The sequence below is a fragment of the Paraburkholderia sp. RL17-337-BIB-A genome (genome assembly GCF_046025895.1).
Classification (GTDB): domain Bacteria; phylum Pseudomonadota; class Gammaproteobacteria; order Burkholderiales; family Burkholderiaceae; genus Paraburkholderia; species Paraburkholderia fungorum_C.
Genome location: NZ_JARESY010000002.1, coordinates 2,493,974 through 2,514,869 on the forward strand (window position 1 = coordinate 2,493,974; position 20,896 = coordinate 2,514,869).

Annotated in this window: 18 protein-coding genes and 3 pseudogenes; 8 read left to right on the forward strand and 13 right to left on the reverse strand. The window is 62.8% G+C overall.

Features of this window, described 5'->3' with window-relative positions; genetic code table 11:
• Nucleotides 1–72: 72 nt before the first annotated feature.
• Nucleotides 73–489: an IS200/IS605 family transposase gene (tnpA, locus tag P0D84_RS31830; protein ID WP_408343212.1), complete on the reverse strand. Its 417-nt coding sequence runs from the start codon at nt 487–489 to the stop codon at nt 73–75.
• A 22-nt stretch (nt 490–511) separates the two neighbouring features.
• Here tnpA and P0D84_RS31835 point away from each other — a divergent pair, with 22 nt between their 5' ends.
• A complete protein-coding gene (locus P0D84_RS31835) occupies nt 512–1,726 on the forward strand; it encodes an RNA-guided endonuclease InsQ/TnpB family protein (protein ID WP_408343214.1) in 1,215 nt (404 codons plus the stop codon).
• A gap of 154 nt (nt 1,727–1,880) precedes the next feature.
• On the opposite strand, the pseudogene P0D84_RS31840 reads toward P0D84_RS31835, so the two are convergent.
• The 9 genes and pseudogenes from P0D84_RS31840 to P0D84_RS31880 all read right to left on the reverse strand — a co-directional run.
• Nucleotides 1,881–2,353: pseudogene (locus P0D84_RS31840) on the reverse strand (GntR family transcriptional regulator); the annotation flags it as partial.
• Nucleotides 2,337–3,107, reverse strand: a pseudogene (locus tag P0D84_RS31845) (aromatic amino acid lyase); the annotation flags it as partial. The pseudogenes P0D84_RS31845 and P0D84_RS31840, both read right to left, overlap by 17 nt.
• Before the next feature lie 54 nt (nt 3,108–3,161).
• On the reverse strand, nt 3,162–3,953 hold the full coding sequence (locus tag P0D84_RS31850; protein WP_408343216.1) for an ABC transporter ATP-binding protein: 792 nt from the start codon (nt 3,951–3,953) through the stop codon (nt 3,162–3,164).
• 34 nt (nt 3,954–3,987) lie between these two features.
• Nucleotides 3,988–4,743, reverse strand: coding sequence for an ABC transporter permease (locus P0D84_RS31855; RefSeq protein ID WP_408343218.1), 756 nt, complete (start codon nt 4,741–4,743; stop codon nt 3,988–3,990).
• A gap of 15 nt (nt 4,744–4,758) precedes the next feature.
• Nucleotides 4,759–5,481: an ABC transporter permease gene (locus P0D84_RS31860; RefSeq protein ID WP_408343220.1), complete on the reverse strand. Its 723-nt coding sequence runs from the start codon at nt 5,479–5,481 to the stop codon at nt 4,759–4,761.
• 93 nt (nt 5,482–5,574) lie between these two features.
• Nucleotides 5,575–6,429 (reverse strand): annotated as a pseudogene (locus tag P0D84_RS31865) (transporter substrate-binding domain-containing protein).
• Nucleotides 6,430–6,855: 426 nt separating this feature from the next.
• Nucleotides 6,856–7,536, reverse strand: coding sequence for a methyltransferase family protein (locus P0D84_RS31870; protein WP_408343222.1), 681 nt, complete (start codon nt 7,534–7,536; stop codon nt 6,856–6,858).
• A 79-nt stretch (nt 7,537–7,615) separates the two neighbouring features.
• Nucleotides 7,616–8,455: an arylamine N-acetyltransferase family protein gene (locus tag P0D84_RS31875; RefSeq protein WP_408343224.1), complete on the reverse strand. Its 840-nt coding sequence runs from the start codon at nt 8,453–8,455 to the stop codon at nt 7,616–7,618.
• A gap of 216 nt (nt 8,456–8,671) precedes the next feature.
• Nucleotides 8,672–9,355 carry a hypothetical protein gene (locus tag P0D84_RS31880; protein WP_408343226.1) on the reverse strand — a complete coding sequence of 228 codons (684 nt, stop codon included), beginning with the start codon at nt 9,353–9,355 and terminating at the stop codon, nt 8,672–8,674.
• A gap of 338 nt (nt 9,356–9,693) precedes the next feature.
• On the opposite strand from P0D84_RS31880, the gene P0D84_RS31885 reads away from it, so the two are divergent.
• The 6 genes from P0D84_RS31885 (at nt 9,694) to P0D84_RS31910 (ending at nt 17,891) form a co-directional block, all read left to right on the forward strand.
• On the forward strand, nt 9,694–11,217 hold the full coding sequence (locus tag P0D84_RS31885; protein WP_408343228.1) for a carbohydrate porin: 1,524 nt from the start codon (nt 9,694–9,696) through the stop codon (nt 11,215–11,217).
• Nucleotides 11,218–11,326: 109 nt separating this feature from the next.
• The gene (locus P0D84_RS31890; RefSeq protein ID WP_408343230.1) at nt 11,327–12,478 is read left to right on the forward strand and encodes an NHL repeat-containing protein; all 1,152 of its coding nucleotides are present in this window, start codon (nt 11,327–11,329) and stop codon (nt 12,476–12,478) included.
• A 158-nt stretch (nt 12,479–12,636) separates the two neighbouring features.
• On the forward strand, nt 12,637–14,037 hold the full coding sequence (locus P0D84_RS31895; RefSeq protein WP_408343232.1) for a Dyp-type peroxidase: 1,401 nt from the start codon (nt 12,637–12,639) through the stop codon (nt 14,035–14,037).
• Between the two features lie 120 nt (nt 14,038–14,157).
• Complete coding sequence (locus P0D84_RS31900) at nt 14,158–15,186, forward strand: iron ABC transporter substrate-binding protein (protein ID WP_408343234.1); 1,029 nt, start codon at nt 14,158–14,160, stop codon at nt 15,184–15,186.
• On the forward strand, nt 15,187–16,791 hold the full coding sequence (locus tag P0D84_RS31905; RefSeq protein WP_408343236.1) for an ABC transporter permease: 1,605 nt from the start codon (nt 15,187–15,189) through the stop codon (nt 16,789–16,791). It begins immediately after the preceding gene.
• 41 nt (nt 16,792–16,832) lie between these two features.
• Nucleotides 16,833–17,891, forward strand: coding sequence for an ABC transporter ATP-binding protein (locus tag P0D84_RS31910; RefSeq protein ID WP_408343238.1), 1,059 nt, complete (start codon nt 16,833–16,835; stop codon nt 17,889–17,891).
• Between the two features lie 112 nt (nt 17,892–18,003).
• On the opposite strand, the gene P0D84_RS31915 is transcribed toward P0D84_RS31910, so the two are convergent.
• Nucleotides 18,004–18,891 (reverse strand): LysR substrate-binding domain-containing protein, encoded by an 888-nt coding sequence (locus P0D84_RS31915; protein WP_408343240.1) that lies wholly within the window; start codon nt 18,889–18,891, stop codon nt 18,004–18,006.
• Nucleotides 18,892–19,005: 114 nt separating this feature from the next.
• Between P0D84_RS31915 and P0D84_RS31920 the strand changes: the two genes are divergently transcribed.
• Nucleotides 19,006–19,926, forward strand: a complete 921-nt coding sequence (locus P0D84_RS31920; RefSeq protein ID WP_408343242.1) for a DMT family transporter — start codon at nt 19,006–19,008, stop codon at nt 19,924–19,926.
• 173 nt (nt 19,927–20,099) lie between these two features.
• Here the strand turns inward: P0D84_RS31920 and P0D84_RS31925 are convergent, their stop codons facing one another.
• On the reverse strand, nt 20,100–20,351 hold the full coding sequence (locus tag P0D84_RS31925; RefSeq protein ID WP_087753740.1) for a Txe/YoeB family addiction module toxin: 252 nt from the start codon (nt 20,349–20,351) through the stop codon (nt 20,100–20,102).
• Nucleotides 20,352–20,361: 10 nt separating this feature from the next.
• Nucleotides 20,362–20,655: a type II toxin-antitoxin system Phd/YefM family antitoxin gene (locus P0D84_RS31930; RefSeq protein WP_408343244.1), complete on the reverse strand. Its 294-nt coding sequence runs from the start codon at nt 20,653–20,655 to the stop codon at nt 20,362–20,364.
• Nucleotides 20,656–20,896: the final 241 nt, after the last annotated feature.

Here is a 20,896-nt window from a genome sequence, read left to right on the forward strand (position 1 = left end):
ACTTGTGGGTAAAGCTCAGTCGTTCACGGCGGGGAAGGAAAGCGCGGACGCCGTAGGCGTCCTTCCAGGGCCTTAGTGCGGCGTTCGCTGTTGCTCGATGTATTGGCGAATCACTGAGACAGGCGCCCCGCCGCAGCTACCGGCAAAATAGGACGGCGACCAAAGCGCACCATTCCACAGTTTGCGCCGAATGCTCAGGTAGTTCTTCTTGCGGATCATGCGGCTCGAAACGCCCTTCAGGCTGTTCACGAGCGCCGAGACGGCGACTTTGGGCGGGTAGGTCACCAGAAGGTGTACGTGGTCGTCCTCGCCGTCGAACTCCACCAGTTCGGCCTCGAAGTCGGCGCACACGCTGGCGAATACCACGCGCAGGTCGTCGATGATTTCTTTCGTGAACACGCCGCGCCGATACCTGGTCACAAAGACCAAGTGCACATGCATCACGAAAACGCAGTGTCGCCCGTGTCGAATATTGTTGTCGGTAGTCATAGACCAAAGTATATTTTCAGCTATGGAACGACTTCAAGCCTTCAAATTCGAATTCATGCCGACCGGTGAGCAAGCGCGCAAGATGCGCCAGTTCGCCGGAGCAGGCCGGTTCGTTTTTAACAAGGCGCTCGCGGAGCAGCAGAAGAATCGCGAGGCTGGCGGGAAGTTCGTAGGCCATGCAGGCATGTGCAAGTGGCTCACAGATTGGCGCAACAGCGCTGATACGCCGTGGCTCAAGGATGCGCCGGTCCATACCCAGCAGCAGGCACTGAAGGACCTCGATCGCGCGTTCGTCAATTTCTTCGGGAAGCGCACCGGTTTCCCCCGTTTCAAGCGCAAAGGCATGAGCGATTCGTTTCGCTATCCCGACGCAAAGCAGATCAGGCTGGACCGCGAGAGCGGTCGCATCTTTTTGCCGAAGCTCGGCTATGTCCGCTACCGCAACAGCCGCACCGTGCCCGGCGAGCTCCGCAGCGCGACGGTATCGCTGCGCGCGGGCAAGTGGTTCGTCTCGATCCTCACGAAGCGCGAGGTCGAACAGGCGGTTCCACACGGCCCGGCGGTCGGTATCGACGTCGGCGTGACGCGCTTCGCCACGCTGAGCGACGGCTCGTTTATCGCGCCGCTCGCGAGCTTCAAAAGGCACGAACAGCGGCTCGCGAAGTATCAGCGCCGCATGTCGCGCAAGGTCAAGGGTTCATCGAACTGGAAAAAGGCGAAGGCCCGCGTGCAGCGCATCCATGCGCGCATCGCGAACGCGCGTAACGACTTCCTGCACAAAGCATCGAACACGATCAGCAAAAACCACGCAATGATCGCCGTCGAGGATTTGCAGGTGCGCAACATGGCCAGGTCATCAAAGGGCAGCGTAGAAGCGCCAGGGCGCAATGTCCGCGCCAAGTCGGGCCTCAATAAGTCGATTCTCGACCAGGGCTGGTTCGAGTTTCGCCGCCAGTTGGAGTACAAAACGGCATGGCGCGGCGGGTTCTTCGTCGCCGTGCCGGCGGCCAACACGAGCCGCACGTGCCCATGCTGCGCCCATATCTCAACCGATAACCGCCGCACGCAATCGCTGTTCGCGTGCGTGCGCTGCGGCCACGAAGCAAACGCCGATCACGTCGGCGCGATCAATGTTTTAGAGCGCGGACAGCGCTTGTTAGCCTGTGGAGAGAGGGTGCGCTCGGGCCGCTCGAAGAAGCAGGAACCCGCCGAAGTGACTCAGGCCATCGCGGCCTAAGCACCGTAGGAATCCTCGTCCTTCAGAGGCTGTCGCAAAAGGTACAACTCGAAACAATTCGGCTTTGTAAGTGCTTGAATTGTCAGGGCGAGAAAAGCCGTCGCGTTCGGCTATGTACCCTTTTGCGACAGCCTCTTCAGGGCGGGGAGGATGTCAAGTAGCGATCTTCGTACTGGATCGGCTCGCCCTCTTCGCTATGCACGATGCACGAATGAAACGCGGGACCGCCGGCGAGGCCGAGCGCTTCGAGCGCGTGCGGATCGCCACTCGGTCCGAGCGTCAGCACACGCGCTGAATGACGATGGCCGCGCGCGGCGATTTCGTCGGCGATAGTGCGGATTTCCAGCACCGTCGATTCGTGGCGCTGCGGCGCGACGAAGGTGCCGGAACCTTGCACGCGCGTCAGGACACGTTCGGTGGTGAGCTCACGCAGGGCGCGCGACGCCGAATTCCTTGACCAGTTCCGTTTCTGAGGGGATCAGGCCGCCCGGCTTCCAGTCTCCCTCGCTAATGCGCCTGATCACGTAGCGCTTGATCTGCTCGTAGGCGGGCATCGCCTTGGCGGGCCGTCTCATGGGTGCGATCCGGGCGGTCCTGCGTGGCCCCCCCCGGCGAGAATGCCGCTATCGGCAAGCGCGGTACGCATCCGTTCGCCGACCAGGTTCAGGCCCGGTTAAATGCGCAGCGCCAGCGAGTCTTCATCGAAGGCCGCGAGCTGTCCCCGCAGATTCTCGAAGCTCATCGCGGCGACTACGTCGGTCCAGTCGAGCAGACGTGCGGCGCGCGCGAGAGCCAATGCGGCGAGCCCCGTCACGCACGGCGAGCCGTTGATGAGGCTCAAGCCCTCCTTCGCTTCGAGCATGAGCGGTTCGAGGCCGAGCAGCTGCAACGCGTCACGCCCTTTGAGGCGTTCGCCGCGATAGCGCACGACCGACGCAATATGCGCCATATGGCTCAGATTACCGACCGAGCCGAACGCCGGCACTTCCGGCAGGCAACCGGCATTGAGCAACGCGACCAGCTGATCCGCGACTTCGAACCGAATCCCCGAGTGCCCGTGCGCAAAATTGTTCACGGCGGCCGCCATGATCGCGCGCGTTTCGGCGACACCGAGCGGCGCGCCCACGCCGACCGCATGGTTCATCAGAATGTTGCGCGACAGCATGCGTTGTTCGGCCGGCGACACGATCACGTCGCACAGCGCGCCGACGCCGGTATTCACGCCATACGCGCGAATCCCGCGCTCGACGATCTGCTCGACGAGCACTCGCGCCGCCGCGATGCGCGAGCGGGCGTCGGCGGAAAGCTCGAGCGGTTCGCCGGCGGCGATGGCCACCACCTGAACCCAGTCGAGAGGACGATCGGAACGGATCACGGCCATGATGGTGCTTTGCCCGGTGAAGTGACGAAGTGGTGAGCAGCGAGTGCTGTTCGGTTAGTTAGTCGTGCGATCCTGGTTGCTCGACACGAATTGGCGGAAGCGATCCGACTTGCATTCGACGAACACTTCGTCCGGCGTACCGTCGGCTTCCACCTGACCCTGATGCACGAACGTCACGCGATTCGACACATGGCGCGCGAACCCCATCTCGTGCGTGACGACCAGCATCGTGCGGCCCTCGTCGGCGAACGAGCGCATCACGCGCAGCACTTCGCCAACCAGTTCGGGGTCGAGCGCCGAAGTGGGTTCGTCGAACAGCATTACCTTGGGATGCATCGCCAAGGCACCCGCGATCGCCACACGCTGCTGCTCACCACCGGACAAATGTGCCGGATAGTGACCGCGCTTTTCCGCGAGACCAACCTTCGCGAGCAGCGCTTCCGCTTCTTTGACCGATTCGGCGCGACTGCGCTTTTGTACGCGCATCGGCCCCTCGATCAGATTCTCCAGCCCGGTCATATGCGACCAGAGGTTGAAGTTCTGAAACACCATGCCGAGTTGCGAGCGCACCCGGTCCACCTGGCGGCGGTCGCTCGGTTGCAGCTTGCCGTCGCCACGGCGTTTCATTTTGAGTTCTTCGCCACCGAGCGCCACCGAGCCGTCATCCGGCGTTTCAAGCAGATTCAGGCAGCGCAGAAACGTGCTCTTGCCCGAGCCGCTTGCGCCGAGAATCGAAATCACGTCGCCTTGATGGGCATCGAGCGAAATACCTTTGACCACGTGGTGGTCACCGAACGACTTATGGATGTTCTTGACCGACAGTGCGACAGGTGCCGTAGCGTTCATGAGATTCTCCAGATTCTGCAGGACGTGCGTTCGTTCAGGGTGCGGCGCGGCGTGCTTCGGTCGCGCTGGAAACCGGCCGGTTCGGTGAGCTTGACGCGGGCGCTGCACGCAGATGGCGCGACAGACGCGTTTCGAGGAAGCCGAGCAAACGCACGATGACGAAATTCAGGAAAAGATAGATCAACGCGGCGCAGATGAACAATTCAGTGGTGCGATAGGTTTCCTGAATGATCTGCTGCGCCACGCCAGTCACTTCCCACACGGTGACAAGACTCGCGAGCGCGGTCGATTTGACGAGCAGCACGGCCTCGGTCGAATACGCGGGCAGACATTGCCGCAATGCAATCGGACCAATCACACGGCGCAGCAGCGCGAAACCCGACAGGCCGATCGAGTAGCCCGCCTCGATCTGACCGACCGGCACGGCCATCAAACCACCGCGGATAATCTCGGCGGTATATCCGGCGGTGCACAGTGCCAACGATAAAACCGCGCACATGTAGGGCTCGCGCAGCACCGGCCACAGGAAGCTCTCGCGAATCACGCCGAACTGACCCATGCCGTAGTACACGAGGACCATCTGGATCAGCAACGGCGAGCCGCGGAACACGAGGATGTAAGCGCGTGCAAAGCGATTTGGCAGCCAATGCGGCGAGACGCGCATTGTCACGATGACGAGCAAGAGCAAGCCGCCGAGGATCAGCGAGCAGAAGAACAGGCCGAGGGTGGTCGGCACCGCCGCGATCAGTTGCCGCAGCGTGTCGAGCAGAAAATCGAAGTCGAAATGCATGATGTCCGGTCCCCGTCAGTTGCGCGCGAAGTTGCGCTTGAAGGATCGGCCCACGCGCGCTTCGGCGCGGTTGAAGACCCGGTTCGAGATGCTGGTCATCAACAGATACAGCGCGCCGCCCACCACGAAGAACGTGAAGTACTGATGCGTCGAACCCGCCGCCACCTGACTGGCGCGCAGCAGTTCAGCAAGACCGGTGACGGAAATCAGCGCCGAATCCTTCAGGCTCAATTGCCAGACATTGCCGATGCCAGGCAACGCGAATCGCAACACTTGCGGAATCAGAATGCGGCGCGCCATGGTCATGGTGGGCATGCCGATCGAGCGCGCGGCTTCGAGTTCGCCGCGCGATACCGCGAGCACCGCCGAGCGATACACCTCGGCCTGATACGCGCCTGAAATCATGCCGACCGCGAGCGCACCGATCACGAACGGGGGCACGCCGACAAAGCCGTCCGCGCCGAACCACTGACCGATCGTGGTCACGAGCGTCGAGCCGCCGAAATAGAACAGATAGATGACGAGCAACTCAGGCACACCGCGAAACACCGTGGTGTACACGTCGCCGATCACGCACAGCGTGCGAAACCGCGACAGCTTGGCCGCCGCGATCAAGGCGCCGAACACGGCGCCGACCGCGAGTGCGGCCAGGGTGAGCGCGATCGTCATCAATGCCGCGAGCAGCAACACGCCGCCCCAGCCTTCCGGCCCGAAGCCGAGCATCTCTATCAGAGCCATTCCCTATTCCTCCTCCATGACGGCGGATCGAACCGGCCGGCATGCACGCTTCTTCGCACCGCGTATGCCGCTACAGCTGAACGCTCAGGCGAATCAAGGCGTGACGTCGGTCTTGAACCACTTGGCGGAGAGCTTCTTGACGGTACCGTCGGCAAGCGCGGCGCTGATCGCGGTATCGAACTTCGCTTTCAGGTCGGCGTCCTGCTTGCGGAATGCGAGGCCTTCGCCCGGACCCCAGATCGGGCCGCCGATCTTCGGGCCGGCCATCACGATCGACGACGTTTCCTTTCTGTCGATGTTGGCGGCGTATTAGGTCACGTCCTCGAACGAGGCGTCGATGCGGCCGTTGGCCAGATCGAGGTCACGCTCAGGCGAGGTCTTGTAGACGCGGATCGTGGCGACGTCCTTGAAGCCGTCGTTGATGAACTTGGTGTAGACCGTGCCTGACTGAATGCCGATGGTCTTGCCCTTCAGCTGTTTGCGCAAGGCGTCGACGGTGGGCTGGTCGGTTTTCGGATCGCCCGACAGTTTGACGACGCCCGCGGTCGGCACGGCTTTCGGCAGCACTTTCGCGTCGGTCACGGCGAACGTGGCCGGCGTGGTGGCGTACGGCTTCGAGAACGCGATGATCTTTTCGCGCTCCGGCGTGATCGAGATCGCATCCATCAGGACGTCGACCTTGCCGGCTTGCAGACCGGGGATCATGCCGTCCCAGTCTTGCGCGACGAGGTTGCACTGCAGCTTGATGCGCTCGCACAGATTCGCGACCAGTTCAGGTTCGAAACCGCCCAGCTTGCCGCCCGGCAAGGTCAGGTTCCACGGTGCGTAACCGCTCTCCAGCGCGATCGTCACGGTCTTCCAGTCTTTGGCCTGCACCGGTGCCGCGAAGATCGTCGCGGCGCCGACAACGGCGCCCATCAATGCTTTTGCTAACGTCGTGCGTTTCATTTTCACGTCGAAACTCCTTGGATTGAGGAAATCGTCGAGCTGGATTTTTAACCGGCGCTTAATTTGTATAGACAAGTCTGCATAGTCAAAAAACCCTCGCAAGCGGAATTTCAAAATCGCATGGATCATCGGGTAAGCCCCTACGAACCGACGCGCGACAAGGCTTTTAAGGGAGCTTTGAAAGCAGGAAGAGGATGCAGCGGACCTCAGCGTGTGCGTCAGCGTGGTGCGCTTTGTCTAGACAGGTTGGTGCTGGAGGTGCTGGAGGTGCTGGAGGTGCTGGAGGTGCTGGAGGTGCTGAGGTGCTGAGGTGCTGCGGTGCTGAAGATGCTGAAGGTGCTGAAGCTGAGGCTGAGGCTGAGGCTGAGGCACTGAGGCACTGAGGCACTCAGTGTTGCAACACTTCGAGTGGCGGCAGTGCGCGCCCTACCAGATAAACGGCACGAAGCGGTAACGCACGCGTGACGTGTAGTCGGTATAACCGTCGAGTTGCTCCGCCAGTACGCGCTCCTCGCGCACCGCGCGCCAGCCGAGACCGACGATCAGCAGCGGCACGCAGGCAAGACCCCACCACGAGCCCAGCAACAGCGGCGTGCCGACGAACAGCAGAAGCGCGGCGGAATACATCGGATGACGGACATGGGCGTAAGGGCCCGTGTCGATGACTTTGTGACCACGGCTTGCCTGAATCTTCACGACGGGCGCGGCATAGCTATTGGCCCGGAAGACGATCAGACACATGAAAAGACAGACGAAGATGCAGAGCGAGCCGAAGCTCACCAGCCAAACCGGCAACGGCGCCGACCAGCGATAGCGCATGGCGTCGAGTCCCATCAGGACGAGCCAGGCGCACCACGTTACCGCCACGGCCACCATGAAGACGCGGTCCCAGCGGTTTTGTTGCGCCTGAATGATCGGCGCGAGACGTTCGGCAAGCAGGCCGGGATCGTGGCGCGCCAGCCAGAACCCGATCCATAGACTCAGCCCGCCGGTTTCGATCAGATACCACCAGCCGGCCGGCCACGCGAAGGTGCCCGCGGCGCCGAACAGCAGCGCACCCATGCATGCCAGCCAGACCACCGTTTGCAGGATGAGGCGCGTGATCATGGTGCGTTCGTGGCGCTCGTTGATGGTGGTTCGTGGCTACGAGGAGTTAGCTGTTATCGTGGGCGCCCGCTACCTTGTCTCAGGCGGAAGCCGCCGCCGGTGAGCGCACGCGCCCGAATACTTCCGCCATGTCGATGTCCCCCGTGTTCAGACCGAATTGATCGCGTAGACAGGTTGCGAGTTCGTCCGCGCTTTTCAGTTGCCGTTCGCTGATGACGTGGCCGTCCGCCGCGCGTTCGTTCAGTTGATCGTTGAGCAGTGTCAGGCGCGATTCCGCCAGGACCCGGCAAACGATCAGATTGTTCAGGAAGACAGAATCCGGCGCGGTCGAGGTGTACCAGTTCGACGTCTCATAGTCGATCCATTCGACCGGGTGCAGATCGAAACGGTAGATGCTCGCCCAGGTTTCATCCGGGGATTGCACTTCGAGGTAGAGCGCGTCGTGCGATGCATCGGCGAGCCGAAACGTGCCAAGTGGCGTGAACTGCGCGGCACCTGCGATCAGGCGCAGCGGCGCTGTCAGCGTCACGCTGCCGAAACCGACATCGGCGATCCATGCTTCGTTGTTGACGTCGACACGCAAGACCATGTGCGTGCGCGGGGGGACATCGGCGGATTCGCGGCCCCAAAGAACCCGCCCTAGCAGAGGCGTGACCTCGAAGCCCAACTGCATCAGCACGTTCGCGAAGAGTGCGTTCTGCTCGAAGCAATAGCCACCGCGTTTTTGCGTAATCAGTTTTTGTTCGACCGATTCGTGATCGAGTTTTACCGCGCGGCGCGTGAGCGGATTCAGATTCTCGAAGGGAATCGTTCTTGGATGCAGCTGGTGGAGCGCCTGGAGCACTTCCAACGTTGCCGCGCGAGGCCCTTTGTAGCCTATGCGGGTGAAGTAGTTTTCCAGATTCACTGTATGTGACATCGGTGTCGTCCCGGTATGGATTTTGAGCGCTGGGTACTCGCTCGGCAATCATGGGCCTCGCGCTACGGCGTGGCTTCGGGAGATGATCATAGCGTCTTTTGTTGCCGGCCCAAGGCGTGGGTCGTTGCCTGTTTTTCGTCGTGGCGCGTGGTGATCTGTTGGCGCCGTCCCTGTGCGGGGCGGCGCCTGCTTCAGAGAACGCTCACTACTAACGCTCTACTGCCCGCCCTTCAACGCCGACGTCGCGATCGACGGCACACTGATCCCATGGCTCGATGCGAACTGCACCGCCGAGCTCAGCGTCGACATCAGCGACTGCAATTGCCCCGGCGCGGACTGCGCGATATACGACGCGCTCTGCGCCGTCTGCGGGTTCATTCCCGACTGCAAGAGCGACGATGGACTCATCTGACCGATACTCCCCAGCCCCGACTGCAAACTGGAATACTGGCTCACACCTTTGCCCAACGATGACAAGCCGTCCGTGAACGCCTGCTTGTTCACCGGCGTGGCCGACGCGCCACCGCTCGCGCGGCTCGCGAACGCCTGGGTCAACGTCTGCGATAACGACTGCTGCGTGCTGCCCACCTGGGTCAGCTGACTCACCGAGGGCGTTCCGCCACTCAGCAATCCCGCCGCCTGTTGCGCCTGCCCCGCGGCGCTGCTCATGCCCATCGCCGACGCAAGACTCGATTGGCCGCTCAGCACCTGCTGGTTCGCGCCCACGTAGGTCTGCAACAACTGCGATATGCCACCCGACGAAGCAGTTGCGCCGGCATCCGCCGAAGTATTGCCGCCGCCTATGCCGAACTGCTTCAGATTCAACTGCGCGCTCGATACGCCACTCACGAGCAAACCGGCGCTCGCCAGCAAGGTAAGCAAAAGGATGCGTTTGTTCATATCTATCTCCTGACATTAGCCTTTCGGGTACTCGTGCCCTTCGACATCGCTCTCCGGCCCCGGTTCGATACGACCACCGACATACTGAAACATTACATTTTTATTCGATTTTATTTACATCCAAACAACCTTTAGTAGCAGTACGTAAAGCCCGAAATTACATCCTAGTAATATTGATGCGAATCATTCTCATTTGTGTTGACGCACCTGATTCGCATGCGTACGATCCCGCCATCTGCCGGCACTTGGCCTCGCGAACAATGCGGCACATCGCGGGAACATAGCCACGCGGCACAGCGATGGTTAGATCAGTCGATACAACACTAATAAGGATTTCGATGAAGTTCGCCCAATCCACTGAGCCCGCCGGTCGGGTGCGTTTGCTTCGCGACCCGGCGCCGCGCCTCGGCGCCACACGCCGCTCGCGTTTGCCCGCCATGCGGCACGCCGCCCTCTGTACCGCTTTCGCCTGGGCCTCATTGACTACCGGCGCCGCCATGGCCGAAGCCAATCCCGATGCCGCACCGGAGGCGCCCGAAGCCGACCTGAACATTGAGGCGACTCAAACAAATCAGTGGACCGGCTTCTGGAATCGCCAGACGATGCTCGGCGACATCGGCGGCCTGCGCCCCTGGCTCGGCAAATACGGCGTGACGTTCGCGCTCACCGAGACCAGCGAAGTGCTTGCCAACGTCCGCGGCGGTCTGGCGCGCGGTGCGGATTACGACGGCCTGACGACAGCCGCCTTGCAAATGGATACGCAAAAGGCGTTCGGTCTGCCGGGCGGGCTGTTCAACGTCAGCGCCTTGCAGATCCACGGCGCCAATCTCAGCGCCAACAAACTCGGCACGCTGAATACGGCAAGCGGCATCGAAGCCGATGACACGACTCGCCTGTGGGAACTGTGGTATCAGCAGTCGTTCCTGAACAAGCGCGTCGACGTCAAGATCGGTCAGCAAAGTATCGACCAGGAATTCATCACCAGCTCGAATTCGGCACTGTTCGTGAATACGATGTTCGGCTGGCCTGCCCTGCCGTCCTACGACATGCCGTCCGGCGGTCCCGCTTATCCGCTCTCCGATCTCGGCGTGCGCGTGCGTGGCCAGATCACGCCTTCGTTGACGGCGCTCGCCGGCGTATTCGACGGCGATCCGCTCGGCAACAACCCGAACAACAAGAGCGGCACCAACTTCAACCTGCACAACGGCACGCTGTTCATCGGCGAATTGCAATACGCGATCAACCAGCCGGCCGACGGCGAAATGGTCGGCATGAGCGGCGGCGGTCTGCCGGGCACCTACAAGCTCGGCGTCTGGTACAACAACGGCAGCTTCGCCGATCAGCGCTTCGACAACACCGGCCTCTCGCTGGCGAATCCGGCGAGCACCGGCGTGCCGCAAAATCATCACGGCGACTACAGCTTCTACGCGGTCGCCGACCAGATGATCTGGCGTCCGGATCCGGACGAGCCGCGCAGCCTCAACGTCTTCGCGCGCGTGATGGGCGCGCCGGGCGACCGCAACCTGGTGAGCGTCGCCGCCAACCTCGGCATTGTGATGAAGGCGCCGTTCGCCGGCCGCGACAACGACAGCGCCGGCATCGCGCTCACCTACATCAAGGTCGGCAACCACGTGAATGGTCTCGATCAGGATAACCTGGCATTCAGCGGCGGCCCCTACGGCGTGCGCACCAGCGAAACCACGCTCGAAGCGACCTACCAGTATCAGGTCAATCCGTGGTGGCAGCTGCAAGCCGATGCGCAATACACGTTCAATGCCGGCGCCGGCCAGAATCCGAACGATCCGACGCAGCCGCTGCGCAACACGTTCGTCATCGGCGTGCGGACCAACATCACGTTCTGATGCCGTCGCGCCCATTACATACGCTCACCCTACGCTCACGATAAATCGAATCCATGCTTTCGATCATGACCGCAACTACCGCTTTGTGCGCTGGCACCGAGGCTCATTCATGAACAATCCCACGCGCAAATTTTCGCCGCACGCCGCGCGCGCCTTGATCACCGCAACCGTCAGCGCCGCCGCATTCGCGACTGCTGGTGTTGCGCACGCCGAGCCGCAAGGTTTTCTCGAAACCGTCAAGCATCACACCACGCTGATCAACACGGTGCCGGGCAACGGCGACCAGAATCCGTACGCGGTGGTGGTCGCGCCGGTCAGCGCGGGCACCGTCAAGCAGGGCGACGTGCTGGTCGGCAACTTCAATAACTCGACTAACCTGCAGGGCACCGGCAGCACGATCATCAACTATCATCCGGACACCAAACAGATGACGGTGTTCGCCACGGTGCCGCGTGATCTGAAGGAATGCCCGGGCGGCATCGGCCTGTCGACCGCGATGACGATGCTGAAGTCGGGCTACGTGATCATCGGCAGCACGCCGAGCAACGACGGCACCACCGGCACCAAAGGCGCCGGCTGCCTGATCGTGATCGATCCGAACGGCACGGTCACGTCGACCATCACCAGCCCGAATATCAACGATCCGTGGGGCAACATGGCGGTCGTCGACAACGGCACCAGCGCGACGCTGTTCGTCAGCAACGCGGGCTTCGGCGTGGGCGGTGCGCAAGGCAATCCGCCGGTGTTCAAGCAGGCCACCGTGCTGCGCCTGGACCTCGACGTGCCGGCCGGCAAGCCACCCGTCGTGAAGAAGGAAACCGTGGTGGGCAGCGGCTTTGGCGCGCAGGCCGACAAGGGCGTGTTCCTCGTCGGCCCGACCGGACTGGCGCTCTCGAACGATCAGAAACTGCTGTACGTGTCGGACGCGATCGGCAACCGCATCACCGAAATCGACGATCCGATGACGCGCGACACCAGCGCAGGCGTAGGTCGCCAACTGACGGCCGATGGCCTGCTGCATCGTCCGCTCGCCATGGTCACCGCGCCGAACGGCCACCTGCTCGTCACGAACGCGTTGAACGGCCAGATCGTCGAAATCGATCCTGCCAGCGGCAAGCAGATCTACGCACGCTGGATCGACACCGACAAGGCGCAATCGCCGCCGGGCAACGGCGACCTGTTCGGTCTCGCGATGACACCCGAAGGCGACGGTTTTTATTATGTGCAGGACGACGTGAACACGCTGGTTCTGGCTAAGTAGGTGACGCAAATTCGTGCCGCAAATTCGTGCCGCAAATCAGCGACGCAAACGCGTGACGGAAAGCAGCGAATCAACGAACCGAACCAGCGAACCGCACCCGGCCCCAGAGCCGGATGCAAACCCGGCATATCCCACGGCCAAATGAAGGTGAAGTAACCATGGCAAACGATCAACCCCCGCGGCCATCACGGCGCGGCTTTCTCAAGGCGGGCGGCGCAGCGGTAGCGGCCGGCGCGAGCCTCGGTGCAGGCCTTGCGACGCCGCAGACCGCCCAGGCCGCGCTCGCCAGAACGCCGGCGCACCACGCCGATCCGCAAACGGCGGTCGAGCCGTTCTACGGCTTGCATCAAGGCGGCATCGTCACGCCGCAGCAGAGTCACACGTACGTTGCCGCGCTCGATCTGACGACCGACAAACGCGACGACGTGATCGCCTTGCTGCGTGCCTGGACCGACGCCGCCGCGCGTCTCACGCAGGGCGCCACGGCAGCGCCGCTGCCGACCGGCACGGCGGCCAAAGCGGAACTGGCGGACAGCAAGATTGATACGCAGGTCGGCACGAAGACCGATGCCAAGGCCGACAACACGGCCTACAGCCCGACCAACACCAAAGCCGCCCCCGATTCCGGCGACGTGCTCGGCCTGGGCCCATGCGGCCTGACGATCACGTTCGGTTTCGGCCCTGGTCTCTTCACGAAGGACGGTAAGGACCGCTACGGGCTGGCCTCGCGCCGCCCCGCCGCGCTCGTCGATCTGCCGCGCTTCAACGGCGACCAGCTCATCGCCGAAAAAACCGGCGGCGACCTGTTCATTCAGGCCTGCGCGAACGACCAGCAAGTCGCGTTTCACGCGGTACGCCAGCTGGCGCGCCTCGCGTACGGCGTCGCGACGATGCGCTGGGGCCAGTCCGGTTTCCTGTCCGGTCCGCGCGGTCAGACGCCGCGCAATCTGATGGGTTTCAAGGACGGCACCAACAATCCGTCGATCGCGAAGCCGCAGTTGATGAACGAATTCGTCTGGGCCGGGGCCAGCGCCGACGCGCCGTGGATGGAAGGCGGCACCTATACGGTCGTGCGTCGCATCCGCATCACGCTCGAACACTGGGACAACACCGAGCTCGATTTCCAGGAGCAGGTGTTCGGCCGTCACAAATATAGCGGCGCGCCGATCGGCAAGAAGAACGAATTCGACGCAGTCGACCTGAAGGAAGAGGACAAGGACGGCAATCCGGTGATTCCGGAGAACTCGCACGTGCGTCTGTCGAATCAGGCAAGCAACAACGGTGCGCAGATTCTGCGCCGCTCGTACTCGTACAACGACGGCACGAACTTCTACATCGAGCGCTGGCCGCCGTGGCGCCAGGAAACCGAATACGACGCGGGGCTGATTTTCGTGGCTCACCAGAGCGACCCGCGTACCGGCTTCATTCCGATCAACGACAAGCTCGCGAAATTCGACATGATGAACCAGTTCACGACGCACGTCGGCAGCGCGGTGTTCGCCGTGCCGCCGGGCGCGAAGCCGGGTTCGTATATCGGCGCGGGACTGTTCGAGACGTAATGGAAGCCGGGAAGTAAGCCGCCGGGCCGCAAGGCAAGCGGCAAGCGGCAAGCGGCAAGCGGCAAGCGGCAAGCAACTTATCAAAGATCGACAACAACATCACTAACGGATTTTAGAATCATGGCTCATTCCTGGTTTGGCACCCGCCTGCGCCTCCTCAGCTGCGCAGCGCTCACGCTGGCTGCATTCGCAATGGTGCCGTCGGCGGCCCACGCTGCATCGATCACGCTTTACAGCGCGCAACACGAGCAGGTCGTCAATCTGCTGGCAAAAGACTTCGAAAAAGAATCGGGCATTTCGGTAAAGATCCGCAGCGGCGAAGGCCCGGCCATGGCCGCGCAACTCGTCGCGGAAGGGGCCGCCACGCCCGCCGATGTCTACTTCACGGAAAACTCGCCCGAGTTGGTGCTGCTCGAAGAGAAAGGCCTGCTGAGCAAAGTGAACGACTCGACCCTCGCCACCGTGCCGGCGCGCTTCAATTCGCCGAGCGGCGTGTGGGTCGGCGTGACCGCGCGTGAAAACGTGCTGGCCTACAACACGAACAAGGTGCAGGCATCGCAACTGCCGCAGTCGCTGTTCGATCTGGCCAAGCCGGAATGGAAAGGCAAGGTCGGCATTGCACCGAGCGACGGCGACTTCCTGCCGCTCGTGAGCGCCGTGCTCGCGCTGAAGGGCGAAGCGCAAACCGTCGCATGGCTGAAGGGCCTGAAAGCCAACGCGCAGATTTTCGACGACGACGAAGGCGTGGTGGCCGCCGTGAATCGCGGCGGCGTTGCAACGGGTCTGATCAACAACTACTACTGGGCGCGTCTGCACGCTGAACTCGGCGATGCGAAAACCCGCAGCGCGATCTATCACTTCGGCAACGGCGACGCCGGCGCGCTGGTGAACGTGTCGGGCGCAGCGGTGCTGAAGTCCGCGCACAACACGGACGGCGCGCAGAAGTTTCTCGCGTATCTGGTGAGCGAACGCGCGCAGAAGCTGATGGCGAACAGCCACGTCATGTTCGAATATCCGCTGCATGCGGGCGTTGCGCCGGACCCGATCCTCAAGCCGTTCACCGAACTGAACCCGCCGGCACTGACGATCCAGCAACTCGGCGACGACAGCCAGGCCGGCAAGCTGCTGCGCCAGGCAGGCTTGCTGTAAATGAGCGAGGCCGTGTCAGCCGGGCCTCCGGCTGTAATCCCCGCCGCGGCGCGCGCCCGTGCGCGCGCGCCGCGCGGTTTGTTTGCGGCGGCAGCACTCAGCGCTTTGCTGGTGTTGCTGCCGATTGCGTTCACCTTCTGGCGCGCGGCGAGCTTCGGGATCGGCGAGGCGGTCGATCTGATCTTCCGGCCGCTGGTCGGCGAACTGCTGGTCAATACGCTGCTGATTACCGTATCGACCACCCTCGTGTGCGCTGCCGTCGGTACGGCGGCCGCATGGTTCGTCGAACGCACGCATTTGCCTGGGCGGCGCGTCTGGGCCGTCCTCGCGGCCGCGCCGCTGGCCATGCCGGCCTTCATCTCGAGCTATGCGTGGGTGTCGCTGAGCCTGGATCTGCAGGACTTCAACGGCGCGTTGCTGGTGCTGAGCTCCGCGTATTTCCCGCTCGTTTATCTTCCGGTGGCCGCCGCGTTACGCAGCATGGACCCGGCGCTCGAAGAAAGCGCGCGCGCGCTTGGCTGCAATCGCTGGACCACGTTCATTCGCGTGGTGCTGCCGCAACTGCGTCCGGCGCTGCTCGGCGGCATGCTGCTGGTCGCGCTCGGTGTGCTGTCTGAATTCGGCGCGTTTACGCTGCTGCGCTTTCGCACCTTCACCACGCAAATCTACGCGGAATACCGCACCAGTTTCGATGGCGGCGGCGCTTCGCTGCTTGCGTGCCTGTTGATCGTGATCTGCCTGATCGTGCTGGCGTTCGAGTTTCGCGTGCGCGGCGCGGCGCGCTACGAACGCGTGGATCGCGGCACACGCCGCGCGGTGTTGCGCTACGACCTCGGCGCATGGCGCTGGATCGTCGTCGCCGGCTTCGCGGCGCTGGCAATCGCGACGCTCGGCGTGCCGCTCGGCATGATCGGCTACTGGCTCACGCAACCGGGCGCGGCTGCCGTCACACCGGCCGACGTGTCGCCCGAACTGCTGTTCAACGCGACGCTCTCGTCGCTCGGTTTCGGGCTCGCCGCCGCGCTGCTGACCACGCTGCTGGTCGTGCCGCTCGCGTTCCTGCTGGTGCGCTATCCGACGCGTTTCGCGACGCTGTTCGAGCGCACCGTGTTTCTGGCGCAAGGCATTCCGGGGCTGGTGATCGCGCTGGCCATCGTGTCGCTCGCGGTGCATGCGCTGCAAGCGCTTTATCAAAGCGCGACGCTGCTGGTGATCGCCTACGCGATGCTGTTCATGCCGGTGGCGCTGGTGAGCGTGCGCGCCGCCTTCATGCAGGCGCAGCCGCGCCTCGAAGAGACTGCCCGCGCGCTCGGCCTGAGCTGGTCGCAGACGCTGTTCCGGGTGGTGTTGCCGCTGGCAGGCCCTGGACTCGGCGCGGCGGCGGCGATGGTGTTCATCTCGGTCGTCACCGAACTGAACGCGACGCTGCTGCTCTCCCCCATCGACACGCAAACGCTCGCGACGCAAGTCTGGGCCGACACGTCGACGATGGCGTTCGCCGCCGCGGCGCCCTATGCGGCGCTGCTCACCGGCATTTCGCTGTGCGCCTCCGGCCTGCTGTTCGCGTTGCTCGGCAAATCGGCATTACTCGGCGAACGCAGCTGAATGTTGCGTCCTATCTCCCTGTTCCTGGACAACGGATTTTCATGAGCGAACTTCGTATCCGCGGACTGCAAAAATCGTTCGACGGCCATCCGGTGCTGCATGGCATCGATCTCTCCGTCGAGCGCGGTACGCTGCTCGCGCTGCTCGGACCGTCCGGCAGCGGCAAGACCACCTTGCTGCGGCTGTTGTGCGGTTTCGAACGCGCGGATAGCGGCAGCGTCGACATCGACGGCCGCCGCGTGGCCGGCGACAACCTGCATATGCCTTCCGAGCAGCGCCGCATCGGCTACGTGCCGCAGGAAGGCGCGCTGTTTCCGCATCTGTCCGTGGCGGACAATATCGTGTTCGGCTTGCCGCGCACGCAGCGCCGCGCGCGTCATCGGGTGGCCGAATTGCTGGAGCTGGTCGGCTTGCCGGCGAACTTCGGCGAGCGCGCGCCGCAACAATTATCGGGTGGTCAGCAGCAGCGTGTCGCACTGGCGCGTGCGCTCGCGCCGTCGCCTACTTTGGTCATGCTCGATGAGCCCTTCTCTTCGCTTGACGCCGCCTTGCGGCTCGAAACGCGACAAGCGGTGGCGAGTGCTCTCGCCGCGACGGGGGCGACTGCCGTACTCGTCACGCACGATCAATCGGAAGCGCTGTCGCTCGGTCACGAGGTCGCGGTGTTGTGGAACGGCCGGCTGATCCAGACCGCGACGCCGGAGACGCTGTACCGCCGGCCGGTGACGCGCGAACTCGCGTCGTTCGTCGGTGAAGCGGTGTTGTTGCCGGGCGTGGTCAAGCAGGATCGCGTGAACTGCGAACTCGGCGATTTACCGCTGTGCGAGCCGATGGGCAACGGCACGGTCGATGTGATGGTGCGACCTGAACAGATCCGCCTGTTGCGTGCCGGAGAAACGATGCCGAATGGCGTGGCGTCTTATGACGCCGTCGTACAGGACGTGATCTTTCAGGGGCAGGACGCGGGCGTTGCGCTGCAATTGCAATCCGGCGCGCGGACGGTGGTGCGCGCTCGCGTGCCAGGGTATCTGTCGCCGCGGCCGGGCGAAAATGTGCGGCTTGCCGTGGATGGCGAGGTGACGGCTTATCCGCGAGTTTGAAGCGGCGTAGTCAAGCTGGAGATTAGCCTCACATCAAGCCGCGCGTTTAAACCACACGGCCAATCAGCGCGGCTGAGCAACGCCCTTTTAGGGCATGCCCATCGCAGCATCATCACGCCGTCGCCCCCGCCCCGCGCCCCGGCGTGCGCAGCGACAAATCCTGCACCATCTGCGCGGCCAGATAATCGCACGTAGGACGGTCCGATTTGGCGCTGCGCGCCACCACGATTTCCAGCGGCGCGATCTTCGGCAAGCCTTGTGCTTCGCCGAGAATCGCGAGCCGCGGCGGCACGCTGCAACGCGTGAGCGCGATCACCGAAAGCCCTGCATCCACCGTTGCCACCAAGCCCATCAGACTGGCGCTGCTAAATGCCGCCCGATAGCGGATACGCGCACCGTCGAGTGCCGCGAGCGTATGCTGCCGCGCGACGCAGCCCGGCTCGTAAAGCCCAACCGGTAAAGGCGACGCCGCCAGCACCGGCGTATCCGCCGACGCCCCCACCCACACCATCGGTTCGCTGCGCACGAATTCGCCGCGCAATTTGCGGTCGCGCGTGACGAAGGCGAGATCGATCTTGTTATCGGCCAGCATGGGCGCGAGCGACGTGCTCTGCGCGCAGACGATCTCGATCTCCACGTGCGGATACAGGGTCGAGAAGCGTCGCAACACCGGCGACAGCAGCGACGACACGTAATCATCCGGTGCGCCCAGCACCACCCGCCCGGTCACCTCGGGACGCACGATCGCCGACCACGCCTCCTCATGCAACGCCAGCACGCGCCGCGCGTATTCGAGCAGGGTATTGCCTGGCCGCGTAAGCGAGAGATTGCGCGTGTTACGGGCGAACAGCGTGGTGCCGAGCATGGTTTCGAGCCGCTTGATCTGCATGCTGACCGCCGCCTGCGAGCGATGCACGGTGGTCGACGCCTTCGTGAAGCTGCCCGTTTCCACCACCGCGACGAAAGTGCGCAACAAATCGACGTCGAATTCGGGGTGCATGATTTATCAATCCAGCTTATGGAATTACTCAATTTAATTCGTTTGTCGGTGGCGTGCAAGCCGCGCAATACTCGTGACTCCACCTTATGTGACCCATTTTCGGAGCTGCTTCGCATGTCCCTCACCCAACGTCAACAAGGCGCCCTCACGCTGGCCAGCGGCGGGCTTCTGATGGGCACGCTCGGCATCTTCGTCGAGGAAGCGCGGCTTGGCGCGCTGACGCTGGTGTTCTTTCGCTGCCTGTTCGGCTTCCTCTCGCTCGCCGCCTACTGCGCGTGGAAGGGCTTCTTCACGCGCGCGCATTTCACGCGGCGCACCGTGGCGCTGGCACTGATTTCCGGCGTACTGATGGTCACGCAATGGGTCGGCTTCTTCGATGCGATTCATCGCACCAGCATTGCGGTGGCGACCGTGGTGTTTCACGTGCAGCCGTTCTGGGTCGTGCTGATGGGCGCGGCGCTGTTCAACGAGCGCCTCGGTGTCGACCGGCTCGGTTGGATCGCAACCGCGTTCGTCGGGCTCGTTTTGGCCTCGGGTGTCGCGGCTAGCGAAAATCTGCAGGGGCATACGAGCTACCTGATCGGGATCGGCGAGGCTTTGGCGGGTTCGGTGCTGTACGCGAGCGTCACATTGATCGCCAAAGGACTCGGCAATTTGCGCCCGCACCTGCTGACGCTCGCGCAATGCGCGGTCGGCGTGGTGTGTCTGCCGTTCATTGCGCCGCTCACTGCCGTGCATATCGGGCCGATGCAGTGGTTCTGGCTGGTCGGCATGGGCGTGCTGCACACAGGGCTGGCGTATGTGCTGATCTACGGCGCATTGCCGAAACTGACCACGCCGATCATCGCCGTTTTGCTGTTCGTCTATCCGTTGACGGCGATCGTGGTGGATGCCGTCGTGTATGGGCGGGCGCTTTCGGTGCCGCAGCTCGCGGGCATGGCATTGATCGTGATCGCGAGCCTCGGGGTCAATCTCGGCTGGCCGCTGCTGTCGATGCTGCGTTCAGGCGGACGGGCGCGGCGTCACGCTGATTGAGAGGCCAGCGTGACGGTCGCGCGCGCGGAGCGACCGTCGCCTGACTTGCGCGCTGCCGGTCGCCGCGCTGCATACGCTGACGGTGTCGGCGCAGTGGCACTTGCCAAGGTCGTCACGCGCGGCACGCGCTTGACGTGTTTAGTTAGAAAACCGGGCAGTACGCCCGGCTATCTTCAGTCGTCGTAGTGAAAGCGGCAGGCAATCACACAGATCTTTCCGGCTTCCGGCAAGTAGACCAGACGATCAGTGAGCGTGATACGGCGCGACCAGAAGCCACTTAAGCTCCCAACTAACGGCTCCGGTTTTCCAGTGCCGCGATAAGGATCGCGCCGGCACTCTTCCAGCAATGTGTTGATCTTGCGCAAGACCTTTTTGTCAGTGACTTGCCAATACAAGTAGTCGTGCCACGCGTCGTCGGTGAACATAAAAACACTGTCAGCCTTTGCGGCCTCCTCGTTGCGGCTTTTCTGTTTGTTCATCGGTCAGCAGTTCGCGCGCAGTCGCACCGCCGGCGTTCAATTGGGCGATAGATCTAGCGAGCCGCTGGGCGTTCTTCGACGAACTCAACAGATACAAGGTCTCCTGCATCGCATTGAAATCCTCGAGCGAAACCATGACCACATTTTCGCCGCCCTGTCGGGTTATCAGCATGGGTGTGTGATCGCGGCAGACGTCGTCCATCGCTTGCTTAAAGCCGGCACGCGCCTCGCTGTAAGTAAGGACGTTCATTCGTTTTATCGATCTGAGAGGCTTCCCTCCAGTCGCTCCTGTTGAAAGTTAGAGACGATCACCGCCGAATTGACTTCTTGCACCGCGGGGGTGGCCGGTGAGCCGGTGGCACAGACAAAGAAACACATCTGCGCCACCGGCAATCATTGTACAGAGTACCGTACAAATCAACAAACCCAAAACGATGGAAGAACACGTCGTCTAACCGATAGAAAGCATGCCTGCCGCCGCCCGCGCCCGC